Origin of the sequence: Chromohalobacter marismortui, assembly GCF_004364315.1 — a bacterium.
GTDB classification, from domain to species: domain Bacteria; phylum Pseudomonadota; class Gammaproteobacteria; order Pseudomonadales; family Halomonadaceae; genus Chromohalobacter; species Chromohalobacter marismortui.
On the sequence record NZ_SOBR01000001.1, the window covers coordinates 256,273 to 282,605 of the forward strand.

The window sequence follows — 26,333 nt, forward strand, 5'->3', positions numbered from 1 at the left end:
AATGACGATGACTGTAAAAATAAACAGTATTGAGCATTGAAGCAAGTCGGTCCATCTCATCGCGGGAGTGGGTAAGGTAGAATGGGGGCACGCATTTTCGAGGACGTCGTATGGACCGCCTACAGGCGATGCATATCTTTCGTGCCGTGGTCGAGGCCGGCAGTTTCGCCGGTGGCGCACGCAAGCTGGAACTCTCCAATGCCATGGTCAGCAAGCAGGTCGCCAAGCTCGAGACCAGCCTGGGCGTGCGCTTGTTGACACGCACTACGCGGCGCTTGCAGTTGACCGCCGAGGGCGAGCGCTATCTCAATGGCGCCAGCCGTTTACTCGACGAGTTGCAGGAACTGGAAACCGGGCTCGGCGAGCAGCGTGGCGAGGTGCGCGGCAAGCTGCGTCTTTCCGCGCCGCTGGATTTCGGCGTGCGTGCGCTGATGCCGGCCTTGCAGGCGTTCGAGCGTCGCCACCCGGCAGTGATGCTCGATGTCGTGCTCGAGGATCGGCGTGTCGATCCGCTGGCCGAGGACTTCGATCTGGTGGTGCGCATCGGTGAGCTGGAAGACTCCAGCTTGATCGCGCGCCCGCTGATGGACATGCCGCGTCACGTGTATGCCTCGCCGGCGTATCTGGCGCGCCACGGGACCCCGACACATCCCGCCGAATTACGTGGACATCGCTGTCTTCATTACAGTCTGGCGCGCGAAGGTCAGCATTGGCACTTCCTGGTCGACGGGGCGCCGTATCGGGTACGTATCCGTCCGGTCATGGCCTGCAACAATGGGCGTGCTCTCACCGAGGCGGCGATCCGTGGCATGGGGCTGGTCTACAAGCCGGCGTTTCTGGGAGAACCGGAGGTCGAGGCCGGACGGCTGGTCCGGGTGCTGGATGATTTCAGCGTGGCGCCGATCAGTGTGCATCTACTGTATGCAGAGCGCGAATTCATCCCCGCGCGACTGCGCGCGCTGGTGGATACGTTGCTGGCGCATTTCGTCGGGGAGGGGGCATGACGGCGCCGATTCTGATCTTCGACTCGGGCGTTGGCGGGCTCTCGGTCGTGGGCGCTTTGCGCATGCATCTGCCCGGTGCGGCCTTGGCGTATGTGTGCGATAACGCTGCGCTACCGTATGGAACCAAGCCCGATGCCTGGTTGGTCGCGCGCATCGTGACGGTGTGCCGCGCGGCCGTGATGGCCAGCGGTGCACGCGCGCTGGTAGTGGCCTGCAACACGGCCAGCACCTTGGCGTTGCACGCCCTGCGCGAGTGCCTGACGGTCCCGGTGATCGGCACCGTGCCGGCGATCAAGCCGGCCGCCCGGGTCTCGCGCAGCGGCGTGTTCGGGTTGCTGGCGACCTCGGCGACGGTGTCGCGCCCTTATACACAGCGCTTGATCGGTGAATTTGCCCCCCAGTGCACGGTGATTAGGTTGGCCGCCGATCCCTTGGTCGCGCAGGCCGAACGTGTGCTGTCCGGGGCGCCGTGGGACGATGTGGTCATCGCCGCGAGTCTGGCACCCTTATGGGACGCGCCGCGCCTCGATACCGTGGTGCTGGGCTGCACCCATTTCCCGTTGCTGCGAGAGGCACTCGAGCGAAATGCCCCACGCGCGATCACGTGGATCGACTCCGGTGATGCCATCGCGCGGCGCGTGGCGCAGCTCGTCGCTCCGGAGGCGTGTGCATCCGCCAGCGATGCGAGCTGGGCCAGTGCGCCGCAACAGTCGGGCCTGGTACGCGTCCTGTCAGGATACGGCTTTAGTGCACCGCACGCCTTGTCCCTGCCCGACGATTGTTCCGACAGCGTTTAACCTTGATATTCATGAAACGGTGTCGCCGTGGGTGATACCGCGAGTTTCCACTGAAAGGAGTTTTCGTGGCCGTACCTGTTGTCGACCCCGAGCGTTACGAGGCCCAGCTCGATGCCAAGTGCGAGCGTGTCAGGGGGCAATTCGCACGCTTTACACCACCGCCGCTGGAAGTCTTTCCCTCGCCGCCGAGCCATTATCGGCAACGCTGCGAGTTTCGGCTGTGGCATGAAGGCGATGATCTGTTCTATGCCATGTTCGAGGTCGACCCCAACGACCCCAAACGCAAGCAGGTGATTCGTCTCGACGACTATCCTGTGGCCAGCGAGCGTATCAACGCGCTCATGCCGGCGCTGCGCGAGGCCCTGCTGGCAAGCGATACCCTGCGGCGCAAGCTGTTCCAGGTCGAATTCTTGACCACGCTGAGCGGGGGCGCCTTGGTGACCTTGATCTATCATCGCCAGCTCGACGCGGCGTGGGAGCAGGAAGCGCGGGCGTTGCAAGCGACGCTGAACGTGTCGATCATCGGCCGGGCACGCAAGCAGCGCCTGGTGCTCGATCGCGACCATGTCTGGGAGCGCCTGCAGGTCGAAGGGCGTGAGTTCGTCTATCAGCAGGTGGAAAACAGTTTTACCCAACCCAATGCCGCGATTTGTCAGTCGATGCTAAGCTGGGCGAGGGACGTGACCCGCGAGAGCCGCGATGGCGATCTGGTGGAGTTCTATTGCGGCAACGGCAATTTCACGGTGGCCCTGGCCGAAAACTTCCGGCGTGTGGTGGCCACCGAGATCTCGCGGACCTCGGTGGCGTCGGCCAACGTCAATCTCGACGCCAATGGCGTGGCGAATGCCGTGGTGGCACGCATGTCCGCCGAGGAATTCAGCGCCGCCCTGGCCGGCGAGAAGAGCGGACGTCGCGTGGCGGCGCTGGCGCTCGACGAACACACCTTTACCACGGCGTTGGTGGATCCGCCGCGGGCCGGACTCGATGCGCACAGCTGCGAGCAGCTCAAGGCCTATGAGCGCATCGTCTATATTTCCTGTAACCCGGATACGCTCGAGGCGAATCTCGAGCAATTGAGAGCCACGCATGTCGTGACCCGTTGCGCACTGTTCGATCAGTTTCCGTACACCGATCACTGCGAATGCGGTGTGTTGCTGGAGCGCCGGGTGCCGGCAACGCACGCGTGAGACCCCATGCACAACCGGCATACGCCATGAGAGAGCGTCACACGGGTGGGGTCGGGGGCGCGACAGGCGTAAGCTCGTATTACCGTGGCGGTGCGCGCGGGAGTGGTGCGCGCCGCCGAAGGATCATTCACTGGCCGTGACCAGCGGCCAGTCGTAGCCGAGGTGCTTGATGCAACACGTCGCGATCGAGGGCAAGGAAGACTTTCTCGCCCAGCTCAAGGAACAACTGGCCAAGCGTCTGCCCCAGGAAAAAGTGGAGCAGATCGCCGCTTTCGCCGAGGATCTGTATGCCTCGGCGCCGTTCGAGGAAGCCGCCGAGCGCGGCCTGGATGATATCTACGGTGCCACGTTGTCGGCATGGCACTTCATGCAGACGCATGACCCTCGCGAAGCCAAGGTGCGTGTCTTCAACGCTGACTTCGAGGAACATGGCTGGCAGTCGCCGCATACCGTTGTCGCCGTGTTGCACGAGGACATGCCGTTTCTCGTCGATTCGGTGCGTATCGAGCTCAACCGTCGCGGGCTGACGGTGCACGCGATTCACAACGCCGTGCTGGCGGTGGAGCGTGACGCCAAGCACCACCTCAAGCGCGTCACCTCCACCGATGCCAAGGATGCGCCGACAGCGCGTGAGTCGATCATTCTGGTCGAGGTCGACCGTCATTCCGACACGGCGACCCTGGACGACCTGCACGCCAGCCTCGAAGAAGTACTGCGCGACGTGCGCGCGGCGGTGACGGATTTCGATCCCATGCGCGAGCGGGTGAGCCAGGCGATCGAGGAGCTCAAGGCGCAGCGCCCCAAGCAGGTCAAGGCCGCTGATCATAAAGAGGCCATCGCCTTTCTCGAATGGCTGCTCGACGATCACTTCACCTTCCTGGGGTACGACGAATACGAGGTGGTGCAGGAAGATGGTCAGGATCGCCTGCGTCAGATCCCCAAGAGCGAGCTGGGCGTGTTCACCCTCGACCAGCCGCGCTATCGCGAGCGCATCAGTACCGACGAGGGTGTCGAGGACGATCAGTACGTGCTGGTGCCGGAGCTGTTGTCCTTCGCCAAGAGTGCCTATCACGCCCGGGTGCATCGTCCCGCCTATCCGGATTACATCTCCATCGACCGTTACGACGAAGACGGTCGCGTGATTGGCGAGCGGCGCTTTCTGGGGCTTTATACCTCGACGGTCTACAACGAATCGCCGCGCAATGTGCCGGTGCTGCGCAAGAAGATCGATGCCGTCATCAAGGCGGCGGGCGTCAACCCCAAGGGCCACAATGGCAAGCAGTTGACGCAGATCCTCGAGGTCTATCCGCGCGACGACCTGTTTCAGATCGATACCGATGAGCTGGCGAAGACCGCCTTCGGTATTCTCAATATTCGTGAACGACGCAAGGTGCGGCTGTTCATTCGCGAGGACCGCTTCGGCAAATTCTATTCGTGCCTGGCGTTCGTACCACGCGATGTCTTCTCCACCGAATTGCGCGTACGCATTCAGAACCTGCTCTGCGAAGAGCTCGATGCCACCTTTGGCGATTTCAATACGTATCTGTCCGAGTCGGTGCTGGCGCGGATCCAGTTCATTCTGCGTTTCAACGGCGAGCGTCCGGCCGAATACGACATACGACGCCTGGAGAAAAAGATCGCGGCGCTCTCGCGCAGCTGGCGGGACGATCTGCAAGCGGCCATGGTCGAGGGCTATGGCGAGGAACAGGCCAACCGCCTGATGCAAGATTATCGCGAGGCGTTTCCCAGCAGCTATCGCGAAGACTTCTCCGCACGCACTGCCGTCTACGATATTCATCATCTCGGTGAGTTGAACGCCAACGCACCGATCAGCTTGAGCCTGTACCGGCTGGTCGAAGAGAACATCGACGGGGTCAACCTCAAGCTGTTCCATGCCGATCATCCGATCCCGCTCTCCGATGTGCTGCCGGTGCTCGAGAATCTGGGGCTGCGCGTGATCAGCGAGCGTCCCTACAATGTCGAGTGTCCTTCCAACGAGTACTGGATTCACGACTTCACGCTCGAACACCGCGGCGATGGGGTCGTCAATCTGCAGGAAATGCGTGATGTCTTCATCGAAGCGTTCACGCGCATCTGGATCGGCGATGCCGAAAGCGATGCCTTCAACCGCCTGGTCATCGGCGCCAATCTCGCGTGGCGCGAAGTGGCGGTATTGCGTGCCTACGCGCGCTATCTCAAGCAGTTGCGCTTCGGGCTGTCGCAGGATTACATCGCCAACACGCTCGCCAGTCACCCGGAGATCACCCGTGAGCTGGTGACGCTGTTCGAGCTGCGCTTCGATCCCGACGATACCGCCGGCGACAGCGAGATTGAGGAGTGCGTGGCACGCATCGAAGGCATGCTCGATCAGGTGGCCAGCCTCAATGACGATCTGCTGCTGCGTCGCTATATGGCATTGATTCAGGCCACGCTGCGCACCAACTATTACCAGCGGCGTGAAGACGGCGAGGCCAAGGAGTACATTGCCCTCAAGCTCGAACCGACGCAGGTGCCGGATATGCCCAAGCCGCGGCCGATGTTCGAGATATTCGTCTACTCGCCGCGTGTCGAGGGGGTTCATCTGCGCAGCGGCAAGGTCGCACGCGGCGGGCTGCGCTGGTCCGATCGTCACGAGGACTTCCGCACCGAGATCCTGGGCTTGGCCAAGGCACAGCAGGTCAAGAATGCCGTCATCGTCCCGGTCGGTGCCAAAGGCGGGTTCATCTGCAAGCGCATGCCTGAAGGCGCCGACCGCGATACGGTGCAGAAGGAAGGCATTGCCTGCTATCAGACCTTCATCCGGGCCCTGCTGGACGTGACCGATAACCTGGAAGGTGGCGAAACCGTGCCGCCCGAGCGTGTCGTGCGCCACGATGAGGATGACCCCTACTTGGTCGTGGCCGCCGACAAGGGGACCGCCACCTTCTCGGATATCGCCAATGCCATCTCGTTGGAATACGGCCACTGGCTGGGCGATGCCTTCGCCTCCGGCGGCGAGCATGGCTACGACCACAAGAAGATGGGTATCACTGCCAAGGGGGCGTGGGAATCGGTCAAGCGCCACTTCCGCGAAATGGGGCTCAATACGCAGGAAACGCCCTTCAGCGTGGTGGGGATCGGCGACATGGCGGGCGACGTGTTCGGCAACGGCATGTTGCTGTCGGACAAGATTCGCCTGGTGGCCGCCTTCAACCATCGCCACATCTTCGTCGACCCCGATCCGGATCCCGCGGCGTCGTTCAAGGAGCGTCAGCGGATGTTCGAGCTGGCGCGTTCGAGTTGGGAAGATTACGACACCGCCTTGATCTCCGAGGGTGGCGGGGTGTTTTCACGCGATGCCAAGTCCATCAACATCACGCCGCAGATGAAAAAGGCCTTTGATATCAAGGCCGGCAAGTTGTCCCCCAGCGAGTTGATTCGCGCGATTTTGACCTCGCGTTGCGACCTGCTCTGGAATGGCGGCATCGGTACCTACGTCAAGGCCGCCGAGGAGACTCATGCCGATGTGGGTGACAAAGCCAACGATGCCTTGCGTGTCGATGGTCATGAACTGCGCTGCCGGGTGATCGGTGAAGGTGGCAACCTTGGCTTTACCCAGCTCGGGCGGATGGAAGCTGCAAAGCAAGGGGTACGCGTCACGACCGACTTCATCGACAATGCAGGTGGGGTCAATTGCTCCGACCATGAAGTCAACATCAAGATCCTGCTCGACGACATCGTCAAAGCCGGCGACATGACCGACAAGCAGCGCAATGAGTTGCTGGCGAGCATGACCGAGGAAGTGAGTGAACTGGTACTGAGCGACAATTACCGTCAGACCCAGGCGCTTTCCTTGTCGGAGATTCTCAGTCAGCAGGGCATGGGTCCCTATCGGCGCTTCATCAATGAACTGGAAGCCGCCGGTGGACTGGACCGCGAGCTGGAGTTCCTGCCTTCCGACGAGGCGCTGGTCGAACGCGCCAATGCGGAAAAAGGCCTGACGCTACCCGAACTCTCGGTGTTGATTTCTTATGCCAAGAGTGCGCTGAAGACCGACATGATCGCCTCGGACTTGCCGGATAATCCGCATGTCCAGCGGCATATGGCGCGGGCTTTCCCGCAGACCCTGGTCGAACGCTTCCCGGACGAAATGTATCAGCACCGTTTGAAGCGCGAGATCACGGCGACGCAGATCGCCAACGACCTGGTCGATCATATGGGCGTCACCTTCGTGCGGCGTCTGCGTGATTCCACGGGTGCCTCGCGAGCGGATGTCGCGCGGGCTTATCTGATCGCACGCGATTGCTTCAATCTCGAGGGGCTGTGGGAGCAGATCGAGGCGCTCGATTATCAGGTCGACAGTCGTGTCCAGTACGGCATGATGCTGGATCTGATGCGGTTGCTGCGCCGGGCCACGCGCTGGTTCCTGCGTCATCGCACCAACCAGAGCATTCAGGAAGCGGTGGAGTATTTCGCGCCGCGTATCACCCAGTTGCAGGAGAGTGTCGGCAAGCGCCTGCGCGGCGAAGATCACGAAGTGTGGGATGCGCGTCGCGACGAGCTAGAAAAAGCCGGCGTACCAGCCTCCCTGGCGAGCGTCGTCGCGGCGGCCAACAGCCTGTATGCCGGGCTCGGCATCATCGAGGCGGCGCGCGCCACCGACGAGAAGATTCAGCGTGTCGCCGAGGTCTATTACGACATCGGTCATCGTCTGGAGCTGCCGTGGATGAACGGCCAGATTAATGCCTTGCAGGTGCGCGATAGCTGGCAGGCACAGGCGCGCGAAACCTTCCGTGATGACCTCGATCGCCAGCAATTGGCACTCACCGTCAGCGTGCTCAAGATGGACGGTGCGCCAGCTGGCGTGGAGCCCCGTGTCGAGCAGTGGCTGGAGCGCCACGCAAGTTTGGTTGAACGCTGGAGTGGCCTGCTCGACGAAGTGCGTTCGGGCTCTCAGGGCGGCTTCCCGCTGTTCGCCGTGGCCATTCGCGAGCTGGTCGATCTTGCCGAGAGCAACGGCGAGGGGTAAATCAGTCCATTCGTACCACCTCGAGTCTCGCACTCGAGGTGGTTCTTTTTCCTGACCCGTCGATTTCATGAATGGAGCATTGGCACGGAGGTCTCTGATATGCTGTGCTCCGACTCAGGTTTGAAGCCAAGTAGAGAAGCCCCATGAATTATCGTGTACTTACTCCAGTGGTCGTGGCGCTTGGACTGGCCGGAACGGCACCGCTGGCCCTGGCCGATAGCGCCGCGTTACAGCAGGCGCAGCAGGCATCTTCCAAGATCGATCTGACCAGCTTCTTTCAGTCCAGTTCCGATGCGCATAGCCAAAGTTTTTTCTTCGGAGGCACGCAGAAGCACCCCTTTACGGTCGAACAGGCGGGGCGCTACCAATTCCGTAGCTCGACGCTACCGGGGGAGTCCGAAGACTACCGTATCGAAGCGACCCTGCTCGACGCGCAAGGCAACGAAATCGCCTCGGGAAGTGGGCTCGGCCAGACCGGTGGGCTGCATCTCGAACAGCGGCTGGAGCCCGGCGATTACGTATTGCGGGTGTCCGCACGCAAGTTCGGCAGCAGATCGGGGGGCAATAGCTTTACCGTATCGGTCGTCGGGTTGGATGCCCAGGGCAACCGCCTGACCAGCGAAGAAAGCGGCGTCGACAATGGCGGCGGTATCATGTTCGGTGGTCCTGGCAAGGATGGCCATACGACGGCGTTCGTCAATGGCGACGATGAAGTGGCGGCGATCGCCGCCCCACGTCCCGAGGACGCCGAGTCGTCTCCGTCGCAGGCGACTGCAGCGACGGATGCCCAGGCCGCCGGCACAGAGGAGGCTGCCTTGCCGGATGCCTTCGATGAGATCGTGACCGATGTGGCAATCCGCCAGCGGGGCAAGGTGCTGAGCTTCGATGTGGTGGAAGCAGGCACCGTGTCGGTGACCAGTTCTACCTTCCCCGGCAACGAGGGCACCTACCGCCTGGAAGCGCGGATTCTCGACGAGAGCGGCGAGGTCGTGGCCAGCGACGCAGGCGAAGGCTTCGAGGGCGATTTCGATATCGAGACCATACTACAACCGGGGCGCTATAGCGTCTGGGTGAAGGGGCAGAAGTTTGGCTCGGCGATGAGCGGCGTCAACAACTACACGCTACGTGTGCAGCAGCTCGATACTCAGCCATAAGGCGTGATCTGGTATCGGCGTCCGACAGACTCCGATGCGAGCCCCGCTTCGCCATGCGCGAATGCGGGGCTCTGCGCTTTTGGGCGTGGTTACGCTATACTGCGCGCCTGTTTCATCTCTTGCCGCTCATTACGTTGTCCGAGGATTCATGTACGCCCTGGCCCGTTCGCTGCTGTTCCGACTCGACCCCGAAACCGCCCACGGCGTCGCATTGACGTCGCTCGATATTGGTCATCGCCTGGGGCTGAGCAGGTGGGTGGGGGCGCAGGTCGAGGCGCCGACCACGTTGATGGGGCTGATCTTCCCCAATCGCGTGGGGTTGGCGGCGGGACTCGACAAGAACGCCGAGCATCTCGATGCGCTCGGGGCGTTGGGGTTCGGCTTCGTCGAAGTCGGCACGGTGACGCCTGAGCCGCAGCCGGGCAACCCCAGGCCGCGCCTGTTCAGGTTGCCGGCGCAGCGGGCGATCATCAATCGCATGGGGTTCAACAACGCCGGTGTCGACGCGCTCATCGCCAACGTGCGCAAGAGTCGTTACCGCGGCGTGATCGGTATCAACATCGGCAAGAATCTGACGACACCGGTCGAGCGTGCCGTGGACGACTACTTGACGTGTCTGCGCAAGGTGCATGCGCACGCGCATTACATCACGGTGAATCTGTCGTCACCGAATACGCCGGGGCTTCGCAACCTGCAATTCGGCGAGCACCTGGCGTCGCTACTCGGCGCACTGGCCGAAGAGACGCAACGCCTCGAGGCCGCCGATGGGCGGCGTGTGCCCTTGGCGGTGAAGATCGCCCCCGACATGGATGCCGATGAGGTCGCGCTAGTTGCAAAGGCGCTGGCGGCCAACGGCGTCGATGCCGTCATCGCCACCAATACCACGGTATCGCGCGAGGCGGTGGTCGGGCTCGAGCATGCCGATGAGCAGGGCGGCCTTTCCGGGCGGCCGGTGTTCGAGTCTTCCAACAGAGTGGTTCGCGAGTTGCGCCGGCATCTGCCGACATTGCCGATCATCGGCGTTGGGGGAATCGATAGCGGCGAGGCGGCGAAGGCCAAGCATGATGCGGGAGCCGATCTCGTGCAGCTTTATACCGGGTTCATATATCGGGGGCCGGCCTTGGTGGGCGAATGTGCGCGTGCCCTGACGTAAAAAGGCCCGCGACGCGGGCCTTGGCATGGACCTGTCAATGGGGTATCGATTCAGGTTCCACGGCGGATTCTACCATCACTGTACCATGGGGTTTCGATGGATGCCGGAAATCCCCGTCATGCCGGCCCACTGGTCCCCACGACCTTCACGCCAACCGCTCATCCAGTACTCACGGAGGTTGATGTCTTGGCTGGGGCAATCATCGCGAGAGCGCCCCGTCATGCCAGCTTTGTATCCGTGAACATATGCACGCTGAAAGCGATCACGTTTCTGTCGTTTCATCGGATGGCCTCTTATCAAGAACCGATTGTTGAGATCTGACAGTACATGCCGACAATGGGGACTCCATCATCGCCATGAACCGGAACGTCCGGACACGAAACGCATGCGTTTTCAGTAGCTACTGCTCTTAATGTTTAGTGCTTTGAGACGGATTTGTCGACCAGCGATTTGGCATAAGCCTATCGTTCCATGTAAACCACAGGAATATGACCGGTGCGTGGCACCGGGATGACGACTTTATGACCGATGTGCAATCCCCATCCTTGACGCTCTATGTCACCTGCCCCAAGGGCCTCGAGGGCTTGCTGGCCGACGAACTCGCGGGCTTTGGCGCGGAGGTGACCGGGACGACCGTGGCGGGTGTTCACGTGCAGGCCGATGTGGCGATGGCCTATCGCATCTGCCTGTGGTCGCGGCTGGCGAATCGCGTGGTGCTGTGTCTCCTGCGCGAGCAGGATGTCGAGCGTCCCGAGTCGTTGGTCGAGGCCGCTCGCCGGGTCGATTGGCGTACGCACCTGCGTGCCGGAAGCAGCCTGGCCGTGGACTTCCATGGTCAATCCGAGCATATCCGCCATACGCGCTTCGGCGCCCAGAGCGTCAAGGATGGCATCGTCGATGCGATGCGAGCGTCCGGTCGCGAGCGTCCGGTGATCGACCTCAAGACACCCGACGCGCGCATTTACGCGCACCTGCATCGCGGGCGCTTGCTGCTGGGACTCGACCTGGTCGGCGGCAGCCTGCATCAGCGTGGCTATCGTCGCGATGCAGGCCACGCACCGCTCAAGGAAAATCTGGCCGCCGCCTTGCTGATGCGCGCCGACTGGCCGGCACGGGCACGGCGGGGAGAGCCCCTGGTCGACCCCATGTGCGGGGCGGGAACGCTGCTCATCGAGGCGGCGCTGATGGCGGCGGATAGTGCGCCCCAATTGGACCGCCACTATTTTGCCTTCGAGGCATGGGCAGGGCACGACCCCGACGTGTGGCAGGAGCTCAAGCGCGAGGCGGATGCCCGTGCCAGCGTGGGGCGCCGCCGCGTGAAGTCAAAGCTGTACGGGCGCGATCAGAGCCCACCGGCGATCGCTGCGGCCAAGGCCAACGCCATGCGTGCGGGGATTCCTGCCTTGATCGAGTTGCAGGGCGCGGAGGTCTCGCAACTCACGCGGCCACCAGGCATCGATGGACCGGGGTTGGTCATCACCAATCCGCCGTACGGTGAACGCCTGGGCGAGTTGCCCGAGGTGGTGCCTATTTACACCGCTCTCGGTGAGCGTCTGCGCGCCGAGTTCGATGGCTGGCAACTGGCGCTGTTTACCGGCAACCCCGATCTGGGGCACCGCACCGGTCTGCGGGCCACCAAGCAGTATGCGTTCAAGAACGGACCGCTGGATTGCAAGTTGCTGCTGATCCCGGTGGTGGCGGAGCGTACCTCGCGCGAGGCCTCTGGCGAGGATGCGGACAAGCGCGCCGCGGCAGACGGACAGGGCGCGCAGCAAACGCCGAGCGCGCCGCGCAATGAAGGCGCTCAGATGTTCGCCAACCGGCTGGAGAAGAACCGCAAGCGACTGAAGAAGTGGCTCAAAAAGTCCGGCGAGCGCTGCTATCGGCTGTATGACGCAGACATGCCGGAATACGCCCTGGCGGTGGATGTCTACGGCGAGCACGTTCACGTGCAGGAATACGCGCCGCCGCGCTCGGTAGACCCCCGCCAGGCGCAACGTCGCTTGTTCGATGCCCTGGAGGTCATCCCTCAGGTGCTGGGCGTGCGGGCGGAAAACGTGCACTACAAGCAGCGCGCCCGACAATCGGGCAAGGCGCAATACACCAAGCAAGGGGCCAGCGGCGAACGTTTCGAGGTCAGTGAAGGGCCGGCACGGTTGTGGGTGAATCTGCGCGACTACCTGGATACCGGCTTGTTTCTGGATCATCGTCCCGTGCGGCGGATGCTGCGCGACATGGCTGACGGCGCACGTTTTCTCAACTTGTTCTGCTACACGGGCACGGCGACGGTGCAGGCGGCCCTGGGAGGGGCGAGCGACAGTGTCAGCGTCGATCTTTCCAACACCTACCTGGCCTGGGCACGGGATAACTTCGCGCTCAACCGCCTCGATCCCAGCCGGCACCGGGTGATCCGTGACGACTGTCTGCGGTGGCTGCAAACGGCGGGCAGCGAGTTCGACCTGATTTTCATGGACCCGCCGACGTTCTCCAATTCCAAGAAGATGGATGACGTACTCGATGTGCAGCGCGATCACGCGCGGCTCATCGAACTGGCGATGGCGCGCCTGGCGCCGGGTGGCACCTTGGTGTTTTCCAACAATCAGCGGCGCTTCACGCTCGACACTCGCCTCGGCGAGCGTTTCGCGGTGAAGGATATCTCGGCACAGACATTCGATCCGGACTTCGCGCGGCGCCCGGACCTGCATCATTGCTTCTTGATTCGCCACCGCTGAGCGGTGCCCGGCGCAAGAAGGCCGTGGGCTGCCGACGGTCGCTCAGAGGCCGTCGAGCAGCGACAACTGGCGCATGGCTTCCTGGGCCTCCGGGCTCGAGTCGTCGCTGGCCTCGAAGACTTTGGTGAAGCCACGCGAGGACTGAATGTGCGCGACATCTTCGAGCCATGTCATGGCCTGCGCGTAACTGTCGGCCAGTCGATGCTTGAGGCCGCCGAATTGGGTGCCGATCTGGCCCCAAGCGCGGCTGAATATCCAGTCACCGAACATATCCTGGTGGACATGCACGAGAACGTAGTCGTGTTCACTTTCCCAGCGGACGATCACGAGAACTCCTGGTGGCGCCGTTGTGGTTGGCAGTGGGCTTGTGACGTGTCTTTCGCGGGCCTACTATCGAATTCTTGGCGAGCGGCGTCTGCGGTGTAGCCGTGGATGAGCGAGTGCGCTCCGTGCGTATTGTAACCGGCCGCCGGACGTGAACAAGGGAGAAAAGAGAAGGTCATGCGCATCCTGGTCGATGAAAACATCCCCCTGGCGGACGAATTCTTCGGGGAGCTAGGCGAGATTACCCGCTTGCCCGGTCGCGATATCGATGCGGCGGCGGTACGCGATCAAGATCTGTTGGTGGTGCGCTCGATCACCCGCGTGGATGCGGCGCTGCTCGACGGCTCCCGAGTGCGTTTCGTAGGCACCTGTACCATCGGTACCGACCATGTGGATCTCGACTACCTGCACGAGGCGGGCATCGGGTTCGCCAATGCGCCGGGATGCAATGCCGACTCGGTGGTCGACTACGTGCTTTCCAGCCTCTTGCTGCTGGCGGAGGAGGATGGCTTTCACCTGGCCGGCAAGACCATCGGCATCGTTGGGGTCGGCAACGTGGGCAGCCGCCTGGCGGAGCGTCTCGACGACCTCGACGTCGAGTGCCTGCTGTGCGATCCGCCGCGCGCCGAGGCGGAAGGGCGCGAGGACTTCCTGTCGCTCGATGCGCTGCTCGAGCGGGCCGAGATCGTTTGTCTGCATACCCCGCTGGTAACGGAAGGCGAGCATGCGACGCGGCACTTGCTCGACGCATCGCGCATCGAGGCCCTGGCCCCGGGCACGGTGCTGATCAACGCCGGACGTGGCGCCTGCGTTGATAACCAGGCCCTGCGCGTGCGGCTGCAACGCGCCAGCGACCTGCGGGTAGTGCTCGACGTGTGGGAAAACGAGCCCGGCATCGACGCCGCGCTCTACGATCTCGTGGACATCGCCACGCCGCATATCGCCGGGCATAGCATCGACGGCAAGATGCGCGGCACCGAGCTGGTCTATCAGGCGGCGATGCGTCAATTCGGGCTGCCGGCACGCAAGAAGTTGGGGCAGCTCAAGCCCGACCCTTGGCTGCGCAAGATCGTGCTGACGCCCTGGGCGCCGCCGCTGGAAGCGCTTTCGTTATGCACGCGGGCCTGTTACGACGTACGTCGCGACATGCTGGCATTCGACCGCTACCGGCGGCGCATGGGCATGGCAACGGGCTTCGACGCCTACCGTGCCGAGTACCCGCTGCGCCGCGAGTTTTCCACCCTGCGCGTCGAGCTCAAGCAGAACAAGGGCGGTCTGCGCGATGCCCTCGAAGGTTTCGGCTTCAAGGTCAAGCTGTCCAGCAAGTAGCAAGTAGCAAGTAGCAAGTAGCAAGTAGCAAGCGGCACGTGGCAAGGAGCATGTCGCCTGACGTCATGCGGCGTGCCGAGACGACAACACCCACCGACCTTTGATGACATTCAGGGCCGGTGGGTGTTGTGCGTGGTGCGGCTCCATGCCGCGATCATTCGCGGTAGGCGCTTTCCTTGAGGGCACGGATGCGGTCGTCCAGCGGCGGGTGGCTGGAGAAAAACCGCTCCATGAGCTTGCGGGTCTGGCCGGAGGTGATGGCAAAAGCCGTCAGCGTATCCGGCATCTGGTCGGGCATTTGCGTCTCGGCCTTGAGGCGCGCCAGGGCGTTGATCATCGCGCCGCTGCCGGCGAGCTTGGCGCCGGCGGCGTCGGCACGGTATTCGCGGAAGCGCGAGAACCAGGCAACGATCATCGAGGCGATCAATCCGAACACGATCTCGGCGACGATGACCACCGCAAAGTAACCGAAGAAGCCCAGGCCGCCACCGTCGTCATCGCGACGCAGGAAGCTATCCACCAGTTGTGCGACGACGCGCGCGAAGAACATCACGAAGGTGTTGAGCACGCCCTGGATGAGCGCCAGGGTGACCATGTCGCCATTGGCGACGTGGCCGATTTCGTGGGCCAGCACCGCGCGGGTTTCCTCGGGCCGCATGCGTTCGAGCAGGCCGGCGGATACCGCGACCAAGGCATCGTTCTTGTTCCAGCCCGTGGCGAAGGCGTTGGATTGCTGCGCGGGGAAGATCGCCACTTCGGGCATCTTGATGCCCGCGTCGCGCGCCAGCTCGCCGACGGTGTCGAGCAACCACTGCTCAGTCGAGTTGCTGGGCTGCTCGATCACCTTGGCCCTGGTACTCTTCTTCGCCATCCATTTGGAGATGAACAGCGAGATCAACGACCCTGCCATGCCGAACACGAAGCAGAAGATCAGCAGGCTGTTCATGTTGAGCCCGTTGGCGTTCAGGTAGGGCTCCACCCCGAGTATTCGCAGGGTAATGCTGGCCACGATCACCACGGCCAGGTTGGTCGCTAGAAACAGCAGGATTCGCATCATCGATCGGGTCTCTCAGTCAGTGAGTCAACAAGGGGATGTCGAGTCTCGTTGGCCATTAGATACGGCGTCTTGCCCTGGGTTTCAAGACAAATGTCGATAATCGTTGAAAGTGTGATGATTCGCCCGAGCCAGGCATGCCCGGGCGAGGGTGGGGTCATTGGCGGTAGCGCGACAGGAAGTTGGCGAAGCGGTCGAGGGCATCGTCGAGCTGGTCGGCCCAGGGCAGGGTGACGATGCGCACGTGGTCCGGCGAGGGCCAGTTGAAGGCCGTACCCTGGACCAGCAGGATCTTCTCTTGCAGGAGCAGATCGAGCACCAGCTTCTGATCGTCCTGAATGTTGAAGACCTCGGGGTCGAGACGCGGAAAGGCGTACAGCGCCCCCTTGGGCTTGACGCAACTGACGCCGGGAATGGCGTTGAGCTTGTCATAGGTGATGTTGCGTTGGGCGAGTAGACGCCCGCCGGGCAACACCAGGTCGTTGATCGACTGATAGCCGCCCAGCGCTGTCTGGATAGCGTGCTGGGCGGGCACATTGGCACACAGGCGCATCGAGGCCAGCATGTTGAGCCCCTGAATGAAATCGCCGGCGCGTTGCTTGCCGCGATTCCCCGAGAGAATCATCCAGCCGCTGCGGAAGCCGGCGCAGCGATAGCTCTTGGAGAGGCCGTTGAGCGTTACTACCAACTGGTCGTCGTCGGCCAGCGCGCCGGTGGAGACGTGCTCGGCATCATCGTAGAGGATCTTGTCGTAGATCTCGTCGGAAAACACCACCAGCCCATGGCGCCGCGCGATCGCCAGCAATTCCTTGACCACTTCCGGAGGGTAGACGGCGCCGGTGGGATTGTTGGGGTTGATGATGACGATGGCCTTGGTGTGCGCGGTGATCTTGTCGCGTACATCGTTCAAGTCCGGCGCCCAGTCGGCCTGCTCATCGCACAGATAATGCACCGGTCGCCCGCCGGAGAGATTGGCGGATGCCGTCCACAGCGGGTAGTCGGGCGCGGGAATCAACACCTCGTCGCCGTCGTTGAGCAGTGCCTGCATGGCCATGGCGATCAGCTCGGAGACGCCGTTGCCGACGAAGACATCTTCGACACTGACGTCGGGAATGTTCTTGCGCTGGCATTCCTGCATGATCGCCTTGCGCGCCGAATAGAGCCCCTTGGAGTCGCAGTAGCCCTGTGCCGTCGGCAGGTTGCGCATCACATCCTGCAGAATCTCTTCCGGGGCTTCGAACCCGAAGGGCGCAGGGTTGCCGATGTTGAGCTTGAGGATGCGTTGGCCTTCGTCTTCGAGCCGCTTGGCGTGGTCGAGTACCGGGCCACGAATGTCGTAACAGACGTTGTCGAGCTTGTGCGATTTCCGAATGGGCGTGTCGGTATCCATGGGGCTTCCGTTTGCTGCGCAGCCGGTGGGGTGGAGGCGGTGTTTCCGTACCGTCGGGGCGGGCTGCCGCGCCGCTTCCCAGCATACCGTGGCGCGCGGGCCACGCAAATGGCCCGCGCCTAATATAGCCTTGGAAAACGCCTGAGCGCGACGTCGGCAGACGAGAGCAACCTCAAGTGGCAGAGGAGGGGGTGTCGGAGTCGTCGTCTTCGGGGGAGGGGATGTCGTCCGGCGTTTCCAGCGTGAGACGTCCGAGCTTGCCATCGCGCAGCTCGTGGAGCAGCACCTCGGCGCCGCGATGCATGTCGACGATGCCGCCGGCGCGCAGACCGCCACGCTTGCTGGCGATGGCCTCGACGATGGCCTGGCCATCGAAGCCGGCGAGCGCCAGCAGGTCGCGATGCGGTGGCCCGTCGGCTTCGACGCTGTCGGCATCCGGATTGGGGGTGTAAGCAGGCAACGTTTTTAGCTTGTAACGCGCCTTGAGAGCGTCGGGATAACGCTTGGCCAGTTCGGCGGCGGCGACGATGGCGACATCGCTGTAGTCCATGGCGGTATCGCGGATCGCACCGCTGGCCGCCAGGCGGTAGGCGCTGGCCTGGTCCTCGATCTTCGGCCACAGCACGCCCGGGGTGTCGATCAACGCGACGCGGCCATCCAGGCGAATCTTCTGCTGACGCTTGGTGACCGCCGGTTCGTTGCCGGTCTTGGCGAGTTTCTTGCCGGCCAGGCCGTTGATCAAGGTCGATTTGCCGACATTGGGGATGCCCATCACCATCACGCGCACGTCACGGTCGGCGCGCACATGACCGGCCAGTTCGTGGCACAGCGCAGGGATGCGCTTCAACTCGCGCGACTGAGTGGTCGTCACTGCCAACGCGCGGATGTCGTGCTGAGCATTGAAGTGTTGCACCCAGCGCTCGGTCTGCTCGGGGTCGGCCAGATCCGCCCGCGAGAGGACCTTGAGCACCGGCTTGTGCTCGGTCAATTCGGCCAGCATGGGGTTGGCGCTGGAGTAGGGCAGGCGGGCGTCGAGGACCTCGAGCACCACGTCGATCTCCGGTAGTGCCTCCGTTATCTGACGGCGGGCCTTGTGCATGTGTCCGGGATACCAACCCAGCATCTTCTTTACTCCAGCTCGAAAAAACGGCCGCCTATGGTAGCAGAGCCTAGCCTCTTAGAAGAGCGGCGGCCGTGACGAATCCTTCTTCGGAAGAAAGACGCTTAGGGTGGGTCATTCGCCAGGGTGAAAATCGAGCGATACCGAGTTGATGCAATAACGCTGCCCGGTCGTTTCTTGTGGGCCATCGGGGAACACATGTCCCAAGTGGGCATCACAGCGCCGGCAGGTCACCTCGATGCGGCGCATGCCATGCGTCGTGTCCAAATGTTCTTCGACGGCGGCATCCGCGAGTGGACGGTCGAAGCTGGGCCAGCCACAGCCGGCATCGAACTTGTGCTCGTTCTCGAATAGCGGCGCGCCGCAGCAGATGCAGTGGTAGATGCCTTGTTCGTCGGAGACCTGGTGATCGCCGGTGAATGGGCGCTCGGTGCCTTTTTCGCGCGTCACGCGGTATTGCTCGGGCGTCAGCTGCTGTTGCCACTCGTGTTCGCTTTTCTGGACTTTCTCGCTCATTGTCGCCTCCTGCGTTGCGGATACGGTGATGCGCCATGCCGAGGCCGCGAGCCCTTGCAACGCATCGGGGATGTCACGGCGTTTACTGGCAGTGGGCGCCACTTGATCCACAATATGGGGGCATGGCAGCGACAAGAAAAGGGTGTTCAGACAGAGGGTTGACACCCGCGGGGGTGCCCAGTAATATACGCCGCACCTCGACGAGGCGAGTGACGACACGTCCCATTCGTCTAGTGGCCTAGGACACTGCCCTTTCACGGCAGTAACAGGGGTTCGAACCCCCTATGGGACGCCAACTCACCTCGTGTGGCTGGAAATGCGGGAATAGCTCAGCGGTAGAGCATCGCCTTGCCAAGGCGAGGGTCGGGAGTTCGAATCTCCTTTCCCGCTCCAAAATGCGTCCCATTCGTCTAGTGGTCCAGGACACTGCCCTTTCACGGCAGTAACAGGGGTTCGAACCCCCTATGGGACGCCACTCTTGTCGTTTCGCTTTTCATGTCGATGCGTGTCTTGCGGCCCATGCATGAGGAGGACTGCCCGTGCCGTGGGGCCTCCGAGCGATCGAACGTCACGCGTCGAGCGCGCCTGGCGGGACGGCCGGTATCGCGGGACGTTGATTTTTCACGATATGCCCGCACTATTTGCTTTCTCTGCAAAATATTTTCTTCGTAACGCTTTCTTCGAATATCAAGAATTGGGTGCGCCAGATGGCAGAACCAGCACTGTCCATCCGCGGGCTGACCAAGGTCTACGGTAATGGCTTCAATGCCCTCAAGGGCATCGATCTCGACGTCGCCGAAGGCGACTTTTTTGCGCTTCTCGGTCCCAACGGGGCGGGCAAGTCGACGACACTGGGCATCGTCTCGTCCCTGGTGCAGAAGACGGCCGGCAGCGTGAGCGTGTTCGGTATCGATATCGACCGCGACTTCGCCAAGGCCAAGTATCACCTCGGCGTGGTGCCGCAGGAATTCAACTTCAACCAGTTCGAGAAGGTCGAGGACATCGTTCTGACCCAGGCGGGCTATTACGGCATGCCGATGCGCGAGGCCAAGCCGCGCGCCGAGCAGCTGCTGCGCGATCTCGGTCTGTGGGACAAGCGCAAGGGGAGTGCGCGCATGCTCTCCGGCGGAATGAAGCGCCGCCTGATGATCGCGCGTGCCTTGATCCACCGCCCGCGCCTGTTGATTCTCGACGAGCCGACCGCCGGGGTGGATATCGAGTTGCGCCGCAGCATGTGGGAGTTCATGCAGCGGATCAATCGTGAAGGCACCACCATCATCCTCACCACGCACTATCTGGAAGAGGCCGAGAGCCTGTGCCGCAACATCGCCATCATCAACCATGGCGATATCGTCCAGAACACCAGCGTGCGTGATCTGCTGGCCCAGCTCAACACCGAGACCTTCCTGCTCGATCTGGCCCGGCCGGTCGAGACCGCGCCGGAACTGGAAGGCTTCAGCGTGGAGCGTGTCGACGCCACGCAACTGGCGCTGTCGGTCGCGCGTGGCCAGCGCCTCAACGACGCCTTCGCGCAATTCTCCGCGCAGGGCTTCGAAATCGTCTCGATGCGCAATCGCGCCAACCGTCTGGAGGAAATGTTCGTGTCGATGGTCGAGCACGCCAATGCCGAAAGCGGCCGATCCACCGACAAGGTGGAGGTGCGTTCATGAATGCCTGGCAGACCTGGATCGCGCTTTGGACCCTGGTGACCAAGGAGGTGCGCCGCTACATGCGCATCTGGCCGCAGACGCTGCTGCCGCCTTCGATCACCATGACCATGTACTTCATCATCTTCGGTAATCTGATCGGCTCGCGCATCGGGCCCATGGACGATATTCCCTACATCGATTACATCGTGCCCGGTCTGATCATGATGGCGGTGATCACCAACAGCTACTCCAACGTGGCCTCGAGCTTCTTCTCCAACAAGTTCCAGCGCAGCGTCGAGGAGATGATGGTCTCGCCGATGCCCAACTGGGTGATTCTCGCCGGTTTCGTGGTCGGCGGCGCATCGCGCGGCCTGGCCGTGGGCTTGATCGTCACCGTGGTCTCGATGTTCTTCACCGACCTCTCGATTCACCATCCCTGGGTGACCATCGGGGTGGTGATCATGACGGCATTGCTGTTTTCCATCGGCGGGTTCATCAACGCCCTGGTGGCGCACAAGTTCGACGACATCTCGATCGTGCCGATCTTCGTGCTGACGCCGCTCACCTACCTGGGCGGGGTGTTCTACTCGATCAACATGCTGCCGAACTTCTGGCAGGGCGTGTCGATGGTCAATCCCATTCTGTACATGGTCAACGCCTTCCGCTACGGCATTCTGGGCGTCTCGGACATCCCGGTCGGCGGGGCGCTGGTGGCCATCGCGGTGTTCATCGTCGTGTTCTTCGCGCTGGGGCTGTGGATGCTCGACCGTGGCAAGGGGATCCGGAGCTGACATGAGCGAACGTGACGAAACCCTGGAGCATGCGCCGCTGGGCCGCGAGTCCGCGTATCCCGAACACTACGACGCCGGCCTGCTGTTTCCCATTCCCCGGCAGGCCAACCGCGCGCCGCTGGGGCTCGATGATGCCGCGCTGCCGTTCGAGGGCGAGGACGAGTGGCACGCCTTCGAGCTTTCCTGGCTCGACGCGAAGGGCAAGCCGATCGTCGCCGTGGCCCGGTTTCGGCTGCCCGCCGACTCGCCCTCGCTGATCGAGTCGAAGTCCTGGAAGCTGTACCTCAACGGCTTCAATCAGACGCGCTTCGACAGCCGCGAGGCGGTGATCGGCACGCTCGAGCGTGACCTGGCCCAGGCGGCGGGCGCGCCGGTAACGGTAGAGCTGTTCGGCGTCGAAGACGAGGCGCTGACTCCGCGCGCGCTGCCCGGCGAGTGCCTGGACGATCTCGACGTGAGCATCGAGCACTACACGCCCACACCTGAGCTGATCGAAGTCGGCGAAGAGATCGTCGACGAAACGCTGCATTCGCACCTGCTCAAGTCCAACTGCCCGGTGACCGGCCAGCCCGACTGGGGCAGCGTGCTGATCCGGTACCGCGGCCCCCGGCTTGCGCGCGAGGCCTTGCTGAAGTACCTGATCTCCTACCGGCAGCATCAGGACTTTCACGAGCACTGCGTCGAGCACCTGTTCGTCGATCTCATGGCGCGGGCCAGGCCGGAGCGGCTGTTGGTCATGGCGCGCTACGTGAGGCGGGGCGGGCTGGATATCAGCCCCTGGCGGGGCACGCCCGGCGAACGGCCGCCCACGCCACTCCGGCTGGCGCGTCAATGAGCGTGCAAACTGACGCCATGCATTGAACACCGGCGGCGTCGGCCGCACATCATTACCCTATTCAGACGGCCAAGGAGATGTTCATGGATGCCATGACCTTACTGCACGAGCGCAGCTCGATGGGGAAACTGGCCGCGCCCGCCCCCGACCGCGATCAATTGGATGCACTGTATCGTGCCGCCTTGCGTGCGCCCGATCACGACGCCCTGACGCCATGGCGGTTCATCGAGTTTTCCGGGGAAGGGCTCGACCGGCTGGGTGAGCTGTATGCCAAGGCCGAACAGCGTCTCAATCCGCACATCGACGACGGCCACCTGGAGGCCGCGCGCAAGAAGCCCAAGCGTGCGCCGATGATCATCGCGGTGATCGCCAAGGTCACGCCCGATCACCCCAAGGTGCCGCGTATCGAGCAGCTGCTTTCCGCCGGTTGCGCGGCGCATGGCATCCTGCTCGCGGCGCAGGCGCAAGGCCTGGGCGCCATGTGGCGCACCGGCCACTACGCCTTCGACCCCACCGTGCGTGAAGGCCTCGGCCTCGCCGAAGACGACGAACTGGTCGGCTTTCTGTATCTCGGCCAGATGGGCGGGCGCCACAAGCCGCTGCCCGAACGCGATCCGAGTGACTTCGTCGAGCGCTGGTCGTGAACGGTACGCCACGCCGCCCGGGGGTGATGCACCCCCGCTTGCCGTTGCCCGAGGCCAGCGACGGAGACGACCTCGAGGGCTTTCTCGCCTGGTTGCGCGAGGCGATCCCGCAGGTCGCGCATTACGGCATTCACTCGCCCGCCTGGGACGCGACGACGCTCCACTGGCAAGTTGCGCTGGACGCCAACCTCAATGACAAGGGCACCGGCTTCGGCGGTGCGCTCGCCGCCGAAACCACGCTGCTCGGCTGGTGCTGGACGACACTTTGGCTGCGTGCCCGGGGCAGGGCGCAAGACGTGGTGATCGCCGAAGGCCAGCAGCGTTTTCTCGCCCCCGTCACCACGGACTATCACATGCAGTGTTTCCCTCTCGAAGCCGACGGCATCGCCCGGCTGGAGGCCTCGCTGGCGGAGAAGGGGCGAGGACGCATCAAGCTCGTTCAGCGCGTCTACTGCGGCGACACCCTCTGCATGGAAGCCCAGGGCAGCTACGCGGTACTCAAGTGATTCCCCGCCGAAAAGGAAAATCGCTTGCAAAACAGCACTTAGCTCGATAGTATGTGCGCCGTTCTGACGGACAAGGCCCAAGGCCATTCGGCGGAACGACAATTTGCGGAGGGGTGTCCGAGTGGTCGAAGGAGCGCGCCTGGAAAGCGCGTAAGTCGAAAGGCTTCGAGGGTTCGAATCCCTCCCCCTCCGCCAAGATTTTTGATTAAGCCGCTGATTTCAGCGGCTTTTTTGTGTCTGCCTTTTGGGAGGGCCATCCCAGGCTATGGGCCTGTTATTCGAGGTATTCGCTCACAGTCGTTTTCAGTTGATCTTTGTGCTGAAAGAGGTCGCTGACGGAATCTATCTCGATGCGGCTTTCTTGTTTGTCGGTGAAGAAGCCTACCCGTTTGACTGACTTCGCGTTGAAGTGGAAGCGGCAGATGGGCTTGCGGTTGTTGTCGTCGAGGAGCACTGCGCAGTAGGACTTCGCATCGCGCATGGTTATACGGCTGACATCGACTTGTTCTGCGAGCAGTGATCGAATGATGTTATAGGCGTCGATTTCTTCTTGGGTAGTGATGATTCCATCATCATCAGGCTCGGGCTCTTGCGACGAACCTTCGGAAGTCGAGGTAGGGTGGGGCGCATCGATATCGTTGCTGGCCAGAGCGCCACGTAGTCGCTGGGCGACTTGCTCTTTGATATAGAGCTTGCCTGCTTCCTTGATGATCGGCGTGAATTCTTCGACCACTTGCCGTGTCTGGCGGCCCTCGTAGATCTTGCCCACTACGAACTTGACGAATTCTTCCGGTGTGTCTCGGAAGACTTCACCAATGGCCTGTTTGGCAAGGTTGGTGTACTTGAGCCGGTTGGCCGTACTGAGAATGGCATCAACATCGAAATTGGGCTTGGTGAATTTCTGAAGCTCGTCGATATCCTGTTCGTTAAAGTCTTCCAGGTTAAAAGTGAAAAAGGGGCGCGTGTCCAGCTTGTTCTCGGAGTCCAGGTCAGAATAGAAGCGGTACTCAAAGCCGTTCGTCAAGATGGCGAATTTGGCATCCGTGCAAGCAAAATAACGATAGAGTTGGTTGTACTGGACGTTGGCGAGATTGGTGCCCAAGGGTTTGCATTCCATGAGAATCGAAATGTTGCCATCTGCACGAATGGCGTAATCGACCTTTTCCCCCTTCTTGGTGCCTACATCCGCCGTGAATTCTGGCACTACCTCTCGGGTATCAAAGGGATCGTATCCAAGCGAGTTGATGAAGGGGAGTACTAAAGCCGTCTTGGTCGCTTCCTCGTTCTTGATGTGTTCGACCTGTTCTTCACCACGACGTGCGATGCCATAAAGCTTCTCGCTCAAGTCCATGATGCCCCCTGTGTTTAGTTTTTGGCTTATAGATAACTTTACATTACGCGAAGTTTCCTGAGTTTACCAAAAGACCAAAGTCAAATGAGAGCCTCGTCCTGTCGGCTCCCATGCTGTCCTATCCAGGCGGCCAAGCCCGGCCGCTGATATAGCCGCGGCAGGAAAGGGTCCATCAGGGGAGAATAGAGACGGTATGATATTGAGGACGCTTAGCGCTCGAGCATCCGGTGTAGCGTGTCGTCACGCCGAATCAACCGGTGGTAGCCGGCCATGAGGATATGCCCGGTCACCAACGCGGAGAGGAACCAGGAAAGTGGCGCATGGAGCTGGCCGAACGTGGCGGCCCAGGACACATCGGCGTCGGTCCAATACGCCGTGCCGAAGACATAGACGCCGTAGCCTGACCCCCAGGTGAATGCCATGCCCGAGAGCGGCATCAGCAACAGCACCAGATACATCAGCGCGTGCCCCCATATCGCCGCCTTTTGCAGTGCGCCACGGTGCTCCGGCCGGTGCCTGAGCTGCGAGATGGCCCACAACGTGCGCATGGCCATCAAGGCGAGAATGCCGACGCCGATGGTCGTGTGCCACTGCACGACAGCCTGACTGTAGACGTTTCCCTCCCACAGGATATTGAAGAACGAGCTGGTCAGCTGAAGGATGACCAGAATCGCGATGAGCCAGTGCAGGCATCGAGTGATGCTGCCGTAGTAGCTGGGTGAGTCACGCAGCATGGCGTCAATCCGGTTTAAATATAATGCTTCATATTCTCATCTTTGGATGCAGATTTCCTCAGCGATGTCTCGCTATATGGCTCGATGGCTTTGCTAGCCAATGGCCTTCACATGGGCCCTCATGCCACGGCCTTGGGTATCGCAGCATTCGCCTATCGTTCACCAGGCCTTCGCTCTGCATCTGGTTGTCTGTTTGTTGAATGGTAACTTATAAGTTACCATTCTTCCATGAGGATCGAGCTCCAAGAATTTCTACGTGATGACGGGGCCAGCCCTTACCAAGAGTGGTTTGAAGGGCTCGATGCTCAGGCCGCGGCGAAGGTGGCCACCGCCGAGTACCGTATGTCGATGGGCAACACATCGAACATCAAGTGGTTCGAGGGGATCGGTGAATATCGCATCGATTGGGGGCCGGGATATCGCATCTATCTGGCTCGTGATGGCGAGCAACTGATCGTTCTGTTCGGCGGCGGTACGAAAAAACGCCAGCAGGCCGATATCGACAATGCCAAGGCGCTACGCGACGAATACAAGCGGCGCAAGCGCCAGGCGAAGCAGGGAGGGAAGTGAAATGGCACTGACCCGTGATTTCAAGGCGACGATTGCCGCGCGCGTCGAACGCGATCCGACGTTTGCGAAAGCCATGTTGGATGAGGCCGTCACGCTGTTTCTCAATGGCGAGCCCGATAGCGCGCGCGCGATGCTCCGCGACCTGGTCAATGCAACCGTGGGGTTCGAGGCACTGGCCAACGAGATTGGCAAGCCCAGCAAGAGCCTGCATCGCATGTTGTCACCGTCGGGCAATCCCGGCATGGACAATCTGTCTGCGATCATCGGTGCGCTCCGTAAGGCGCTGAAGGTTAATCTTGAAGTGCATACTGTCAGCGCGGCGTGATGCTGGCGCTGTACGCGAAAAGTAGCGCACTCGGCGGTGATCTTGCCCAGCAGCAGTGGACACCCCGAGCACATCCGGCGTTAACGGGATAGGGTGTGCAGAAACCAGGGGGTCATTACAGTTCACGCCTTGCGATATTCTGGATGCCCTGTTCTTGGCT

The 26,333-nt window shown here is 61.9% G+C and carries 23 protein-coding genes and 4 tRNA genes; 19 read left to right on the top strand and 8 right to left on the bottom strand.

Features of this window, described 5'->3' with window-relative positions:
• Positions 1–110 precede the first annotated feature (110 nt).
• The 6 genes from C8E00_RS01120 to C8E00_RS01145 all read left to right on the top strand — a co-directional run bounded on the left by C8E00_RS01120 (position 111) and on the right by C8E00_RS01145 (position 10,303).
• Positions 111–1,004, top strand: coding sequence for a LysR family transcriptional regulator (locus C8E00_RS01120; protein ID WP_133693543.1), 894 nt, complete (start codon positions 111–113; stop codon positions 1,002–1,004).
• Positions 1,001–1,801 carry a glutamate racemase gene (gene murI, locus C8E00_RS01125; protein WP_133693545.1) on the top strand — a complete coding sequence of 267 codons (801 nt, stop codon included), beginning with the start codon at positions 1,001–1,003 and terminating at the stop codon, positions 1,799–1,801. The genes C8E00_RS01120 and murI overlap by 4 nt, the downstream gene beginning before the upstream one ends.
• Positions 1,802–1,866: 65 nt before the next feature.
• Positions 1,867–2,988 carry a tRNA (uridine(54)-C5)-methyltransferase TrmA gene (gene trmA, locus C8E00_RS01130; protein WP_133693547.1) on the top strand — a complete coding sequence of 374 codons (1,122 nt, stop codon included), beginning with the start codon at positions 1,867–1,869 and terminating at the stop codon, positions 2,986–2,988.
• 169 nt (positions 2,989–3,157) lie between these two features.
• Positions 3,158–7,996, top strand: coding sequence for an NAD-glutamate dehydrogenase (locus C8E00_RS01135; RefSeq protein WP_133693549.1), 4,839 nt, complete (start codon positions 3,158–3,160; stop codon positions 7,994–7,996).
• 143 nt (positions 7,997–8,139) lie between these two features.
• Positions 8,140–9,150, top strand: a complete 1,011-nt coding sequence (locus C8E00_RS01140; RefSeq protein WP_243833074.1) for a hypothetical protein — start codon at positions 8,140–8,142, stop codon at positions 9,148–9,150.
• 148 nt (positions 9,151–9,298) lie between these two features.
• Entirely contained in the window at positions 9,299–10,303 is a 1,005-nt protein-coding gene (locus C8E00_RS01145; protein WP_133693551.1) for a quinone-dependent dihydroorotate dehydrogenase, read from the top strand.
• Positions 10,304–10,378: 75 nt separating this feature from the next.
• Here the strand turns inward: C8E00_RS01145 and rmf are convergent, their stop codons facing one another.
• Complete coding sequence (gene rmf, locus C8E00_RS01150) at positions 10,379–10,585, bottom strand: ribosome modulation factor (RefSeq protein WP_133693553.1); 207 nt, start codon at positions 10,583–10,585, stop codon at positions 10,379–10,381.
• A gap of 239 nt (positions 10,586–10,824) precedes the next feature.
• On the opposite strand from rmf, the gene rlmKL reads away from it, so the two are divergent.
• Positions 10,825–13,035, top strand: coding sequence for a bifunctional 23S rRNA (guanine(2069)-N(7))-methyltransferase RlmK/23S rRNA (guanine(2445)-N(2))-methyltransferase RlmL (rlmKL, locus tag C8E00_RS01155; protein WP_133693555.1), 2,211 nt, complete (start codon positions 10,825–10,827; stop codon positions 13,033–13,035).
• 42 nt (positions 13,036–13,077) lie between these two features.
• On the opposite strand, the gene C8E00_RS01160 is transcribed toward rlmKL, so the two are convergent.
• Entirely contained in the window at positions 13,078–13,362 is a 285-nt protein-coding gene (locus C8E00_RS01160; protein ID WP_133693557.1) for a hypothetical protein, read from the bottom strand.
• A 174-nt stretch (positions 13,363–13,536) separates the two neighbouring features.
• On the opposite strand from C8E00_RS01160, the gene pdxB reads away from it, so the two are divergent.
• Entirely contained in the window at positions 13,537–14,688 is a 1,152-nt protein-coding gene (gene pdxB / locus C8E00_RS01165; RefSeq protein ID WP_133693559.1) for a 4-phosphoerythronate dehydrogenase PdxB, read from the top strand.
• Between the two features lie 154 nt (positions 14,689–14,842).
• Here the strand turns inward: pdxB and htpX are convergent, their stop codons facing one another.
• From htpX to msrB, 4 genes are all read right to left on the bottom strand, one after another.
• Positions 14,843–15,745: a protease HtpX gene (htpX, locus tag C8E00_RS01170; RefSeq protein WP_133693561.1), complete on the bottom strand. Its 903-nt coding sequence runs from the start codon at positions 15,743–15,745 to the stop codon at positions 14,843–14,845.
• A gap of 154 nt (positions 15,746–15,899) precedes the next feature.
• On the bottom strand, positions 15,900–17,132 hold the full coding sequence (locus tag C8E00_RS01175) for a pyridoxal phosphate-dependent aminotransferase (protein WP_133693563.1): 1,233 nt from the start codon (positions 17,130–17,132) through the stop codon (positions 15,900–15,902).
• A gap of 172 nt (positions 17,133–17,304) precedes the next feature.
• The gene (gene ylqF, locus C8E00_RS01180) at positions 17,305–18,255 is read right to left on the bottom strand and encodes a ribosome biogenesis GTPase YlqF (RefSeq protein WP_133693564.1); all 951 of its coding nucleotides are present in this window, start codon (positions 18,253–18,255) and stop codon (positions 17,305–17,307) included.
• 111 nt (positions 18,256–18,366) lie between these two features.
• The gene (gene msrB / locus C8E00_RS01185) at positions 18,367–18,768 is read right to left on the bottom strand and encodes a peptide-methionine (R)-S-oxide reductase MsrB (protein ID WP_133693566.1); all 402 of its coding nucleotides are present in this window, start codon (positions 18,766–18,768) and stop codon (positions 18,367–18,369) included.
• 219 nt (positions 18,769–18,987) lie between these two features.
• Here msrB and C8E00_RS01190 point away from each other — a divergent pair.
• The 9 genes from C8E00_RS01190 (at position 18,988) to C8E00_RS01230 (ending at position 23,388) form a co-directional block, all read left to right on the top strand.
• Positions 18,988–19,063, top strand: a tRNA-Glu gene (locus C8E00_RS01190).
• Positions 19,064–19,086: 23 nt separating this feature from the next.
• A tRNA-Gly gene (locus C8E00_RS01195) sits at positions 19,087–19,161 on the top strand.
• A gap of 6 nt (positions 19,162–19,167) precedes the next feature.
• Positions 19,168–19,243: transfer RNA gene (locus C8E00_RS01200), tRNA-Glu, on the top strand.
• Positions 19,244–19,475: 232 nt separating this feature from the next.
• Positions 19,476–20,438 (top strand): ABC transporter ATP-binding protein, encoded by a 963-nt coding sequence (locus tag C8E00_RS01205; protein ID WP_133693568.1) that lies wholly within the window; start codon positions 19,476–19,478, stop codon positions 20,436–20,438.
• A complete protein-coding gene (locus C8E00_RS01210) occupies positions 20,435–21,208 on the top strand; it encodes an ABC transporter permease (RefSeq protein ID WP_133693570.1) in 774 nt (257 codons plus the stop codon). The genes C8E00_RS01205 and C8E00_RS01210 overlap by 4 nt, the downstream gene beginning before the upstream one ends.
• Before the next feature lies 1 nt (position 21,209).
• Positions 21,210–22,043 carry an NADPH-dependent 7-cyano-7-deazaguanine reductase QueF gene (queF, locus tag C8E00_RS01215; protein ID WP_133693572.1) on the top strand — a complete coding sequence of 278 codons (834 nt, stop codon included), beginning with the start codon at positions 21,210–21,212 and terminating at the stop codon, positions 22,041–22,043.
• Between the two features lie 83 nt (positions 22,044–22,126).
• Complete coding sequence (locus tag C8E00_RS01220; RefSeq protein ID WP_133693575.1) at positions 22,127–22,687, top strand: nitroreductase family protein; 561 nt, start codon at positions 22,127–22,129, stop codon at positions 22,685–22,687.
• Between the two features lie 26 nt (positions 22,688–22,713).
• On the top strand, positions 22,714–23,193 hold the full coding sequence (locus tag C8E00_RS01225) for a YiiD C-terminal domain-containing protein (protein WP_133694488.1): 480 nt from the start codon (positions 22,714–22,716) through the stop codon (positions 23,191–23,193).
• Between the two features lie 107 nt (positions 23,194–23,300).
• Positions 23,301–23,388 (top strand) — tRNA-Ser (locus tag C8E00_RS01230).
• 79 nt (positions 23,389–23,467) lie between these two features.
• Here C8E00_RS01230 and C8E00_RS01235 read toward each other — a convergent pair.
• Both C8E00_RS01235 and C8E00_RS01240 read right to left on the bottom strand, forming a co-directional pair.
• Complete coding sequence (locus tag C8E00_RS01235; RefSeq protein ID WP_133693577.1) at positions 23,468–24,544, bottom strand: type I restriction endonuclease; 1,077 nt, start codon at positions 24,542–24,544, stop codon at positions 23,468–23,470.
• A gap of 209 nt (positions 24,545–24,753) precedes the next feature.
• A complete protein-coding gene (locus C8E00_RS01240) occupies positions 24,754–25,278 on the bottom strand; it encodes a cytochrome b (protein WP_133693579.1) in 525 nt (174 codons plus the stop codon).
• A gap of 228 nt (positions 25,279–25,506) precedes the next feature.
• On the opposite strand from C8E00_RS01240, the gene C8E00_RS01245 reads away from it, so the two are divergent.
• Both C8E00_RS01245 and C8E00_RS01250 read left to right on the top strand, forming a co-directional pair.
• Positions 25,507–25,848, top strand: coding sequence for a type II toxin-antitoxin system RelE/ParE family toxin (locus C8E00_RS01245; protein ID WP_133693581.1), 342 nt, complete (start codon positions 25,507–25,509; stop codon positions 25,846–25,848).
• Between the two features lies 1 nt (position 25,849).
• Positions 25,850–26,173 (top strand): helix-turn-helix domain-containing transcriptional regulator, encoded by a 324-nt coding sequence (locus tag C8E00_RS01250; RefSeq protein WP_133693583.1) that lies wholly within the window; start codon positions 25,850–25,852, stop codon positions 26,171–26,173.
• Positions 26,174–26,333: the final 160 nt, after the last annotated feature.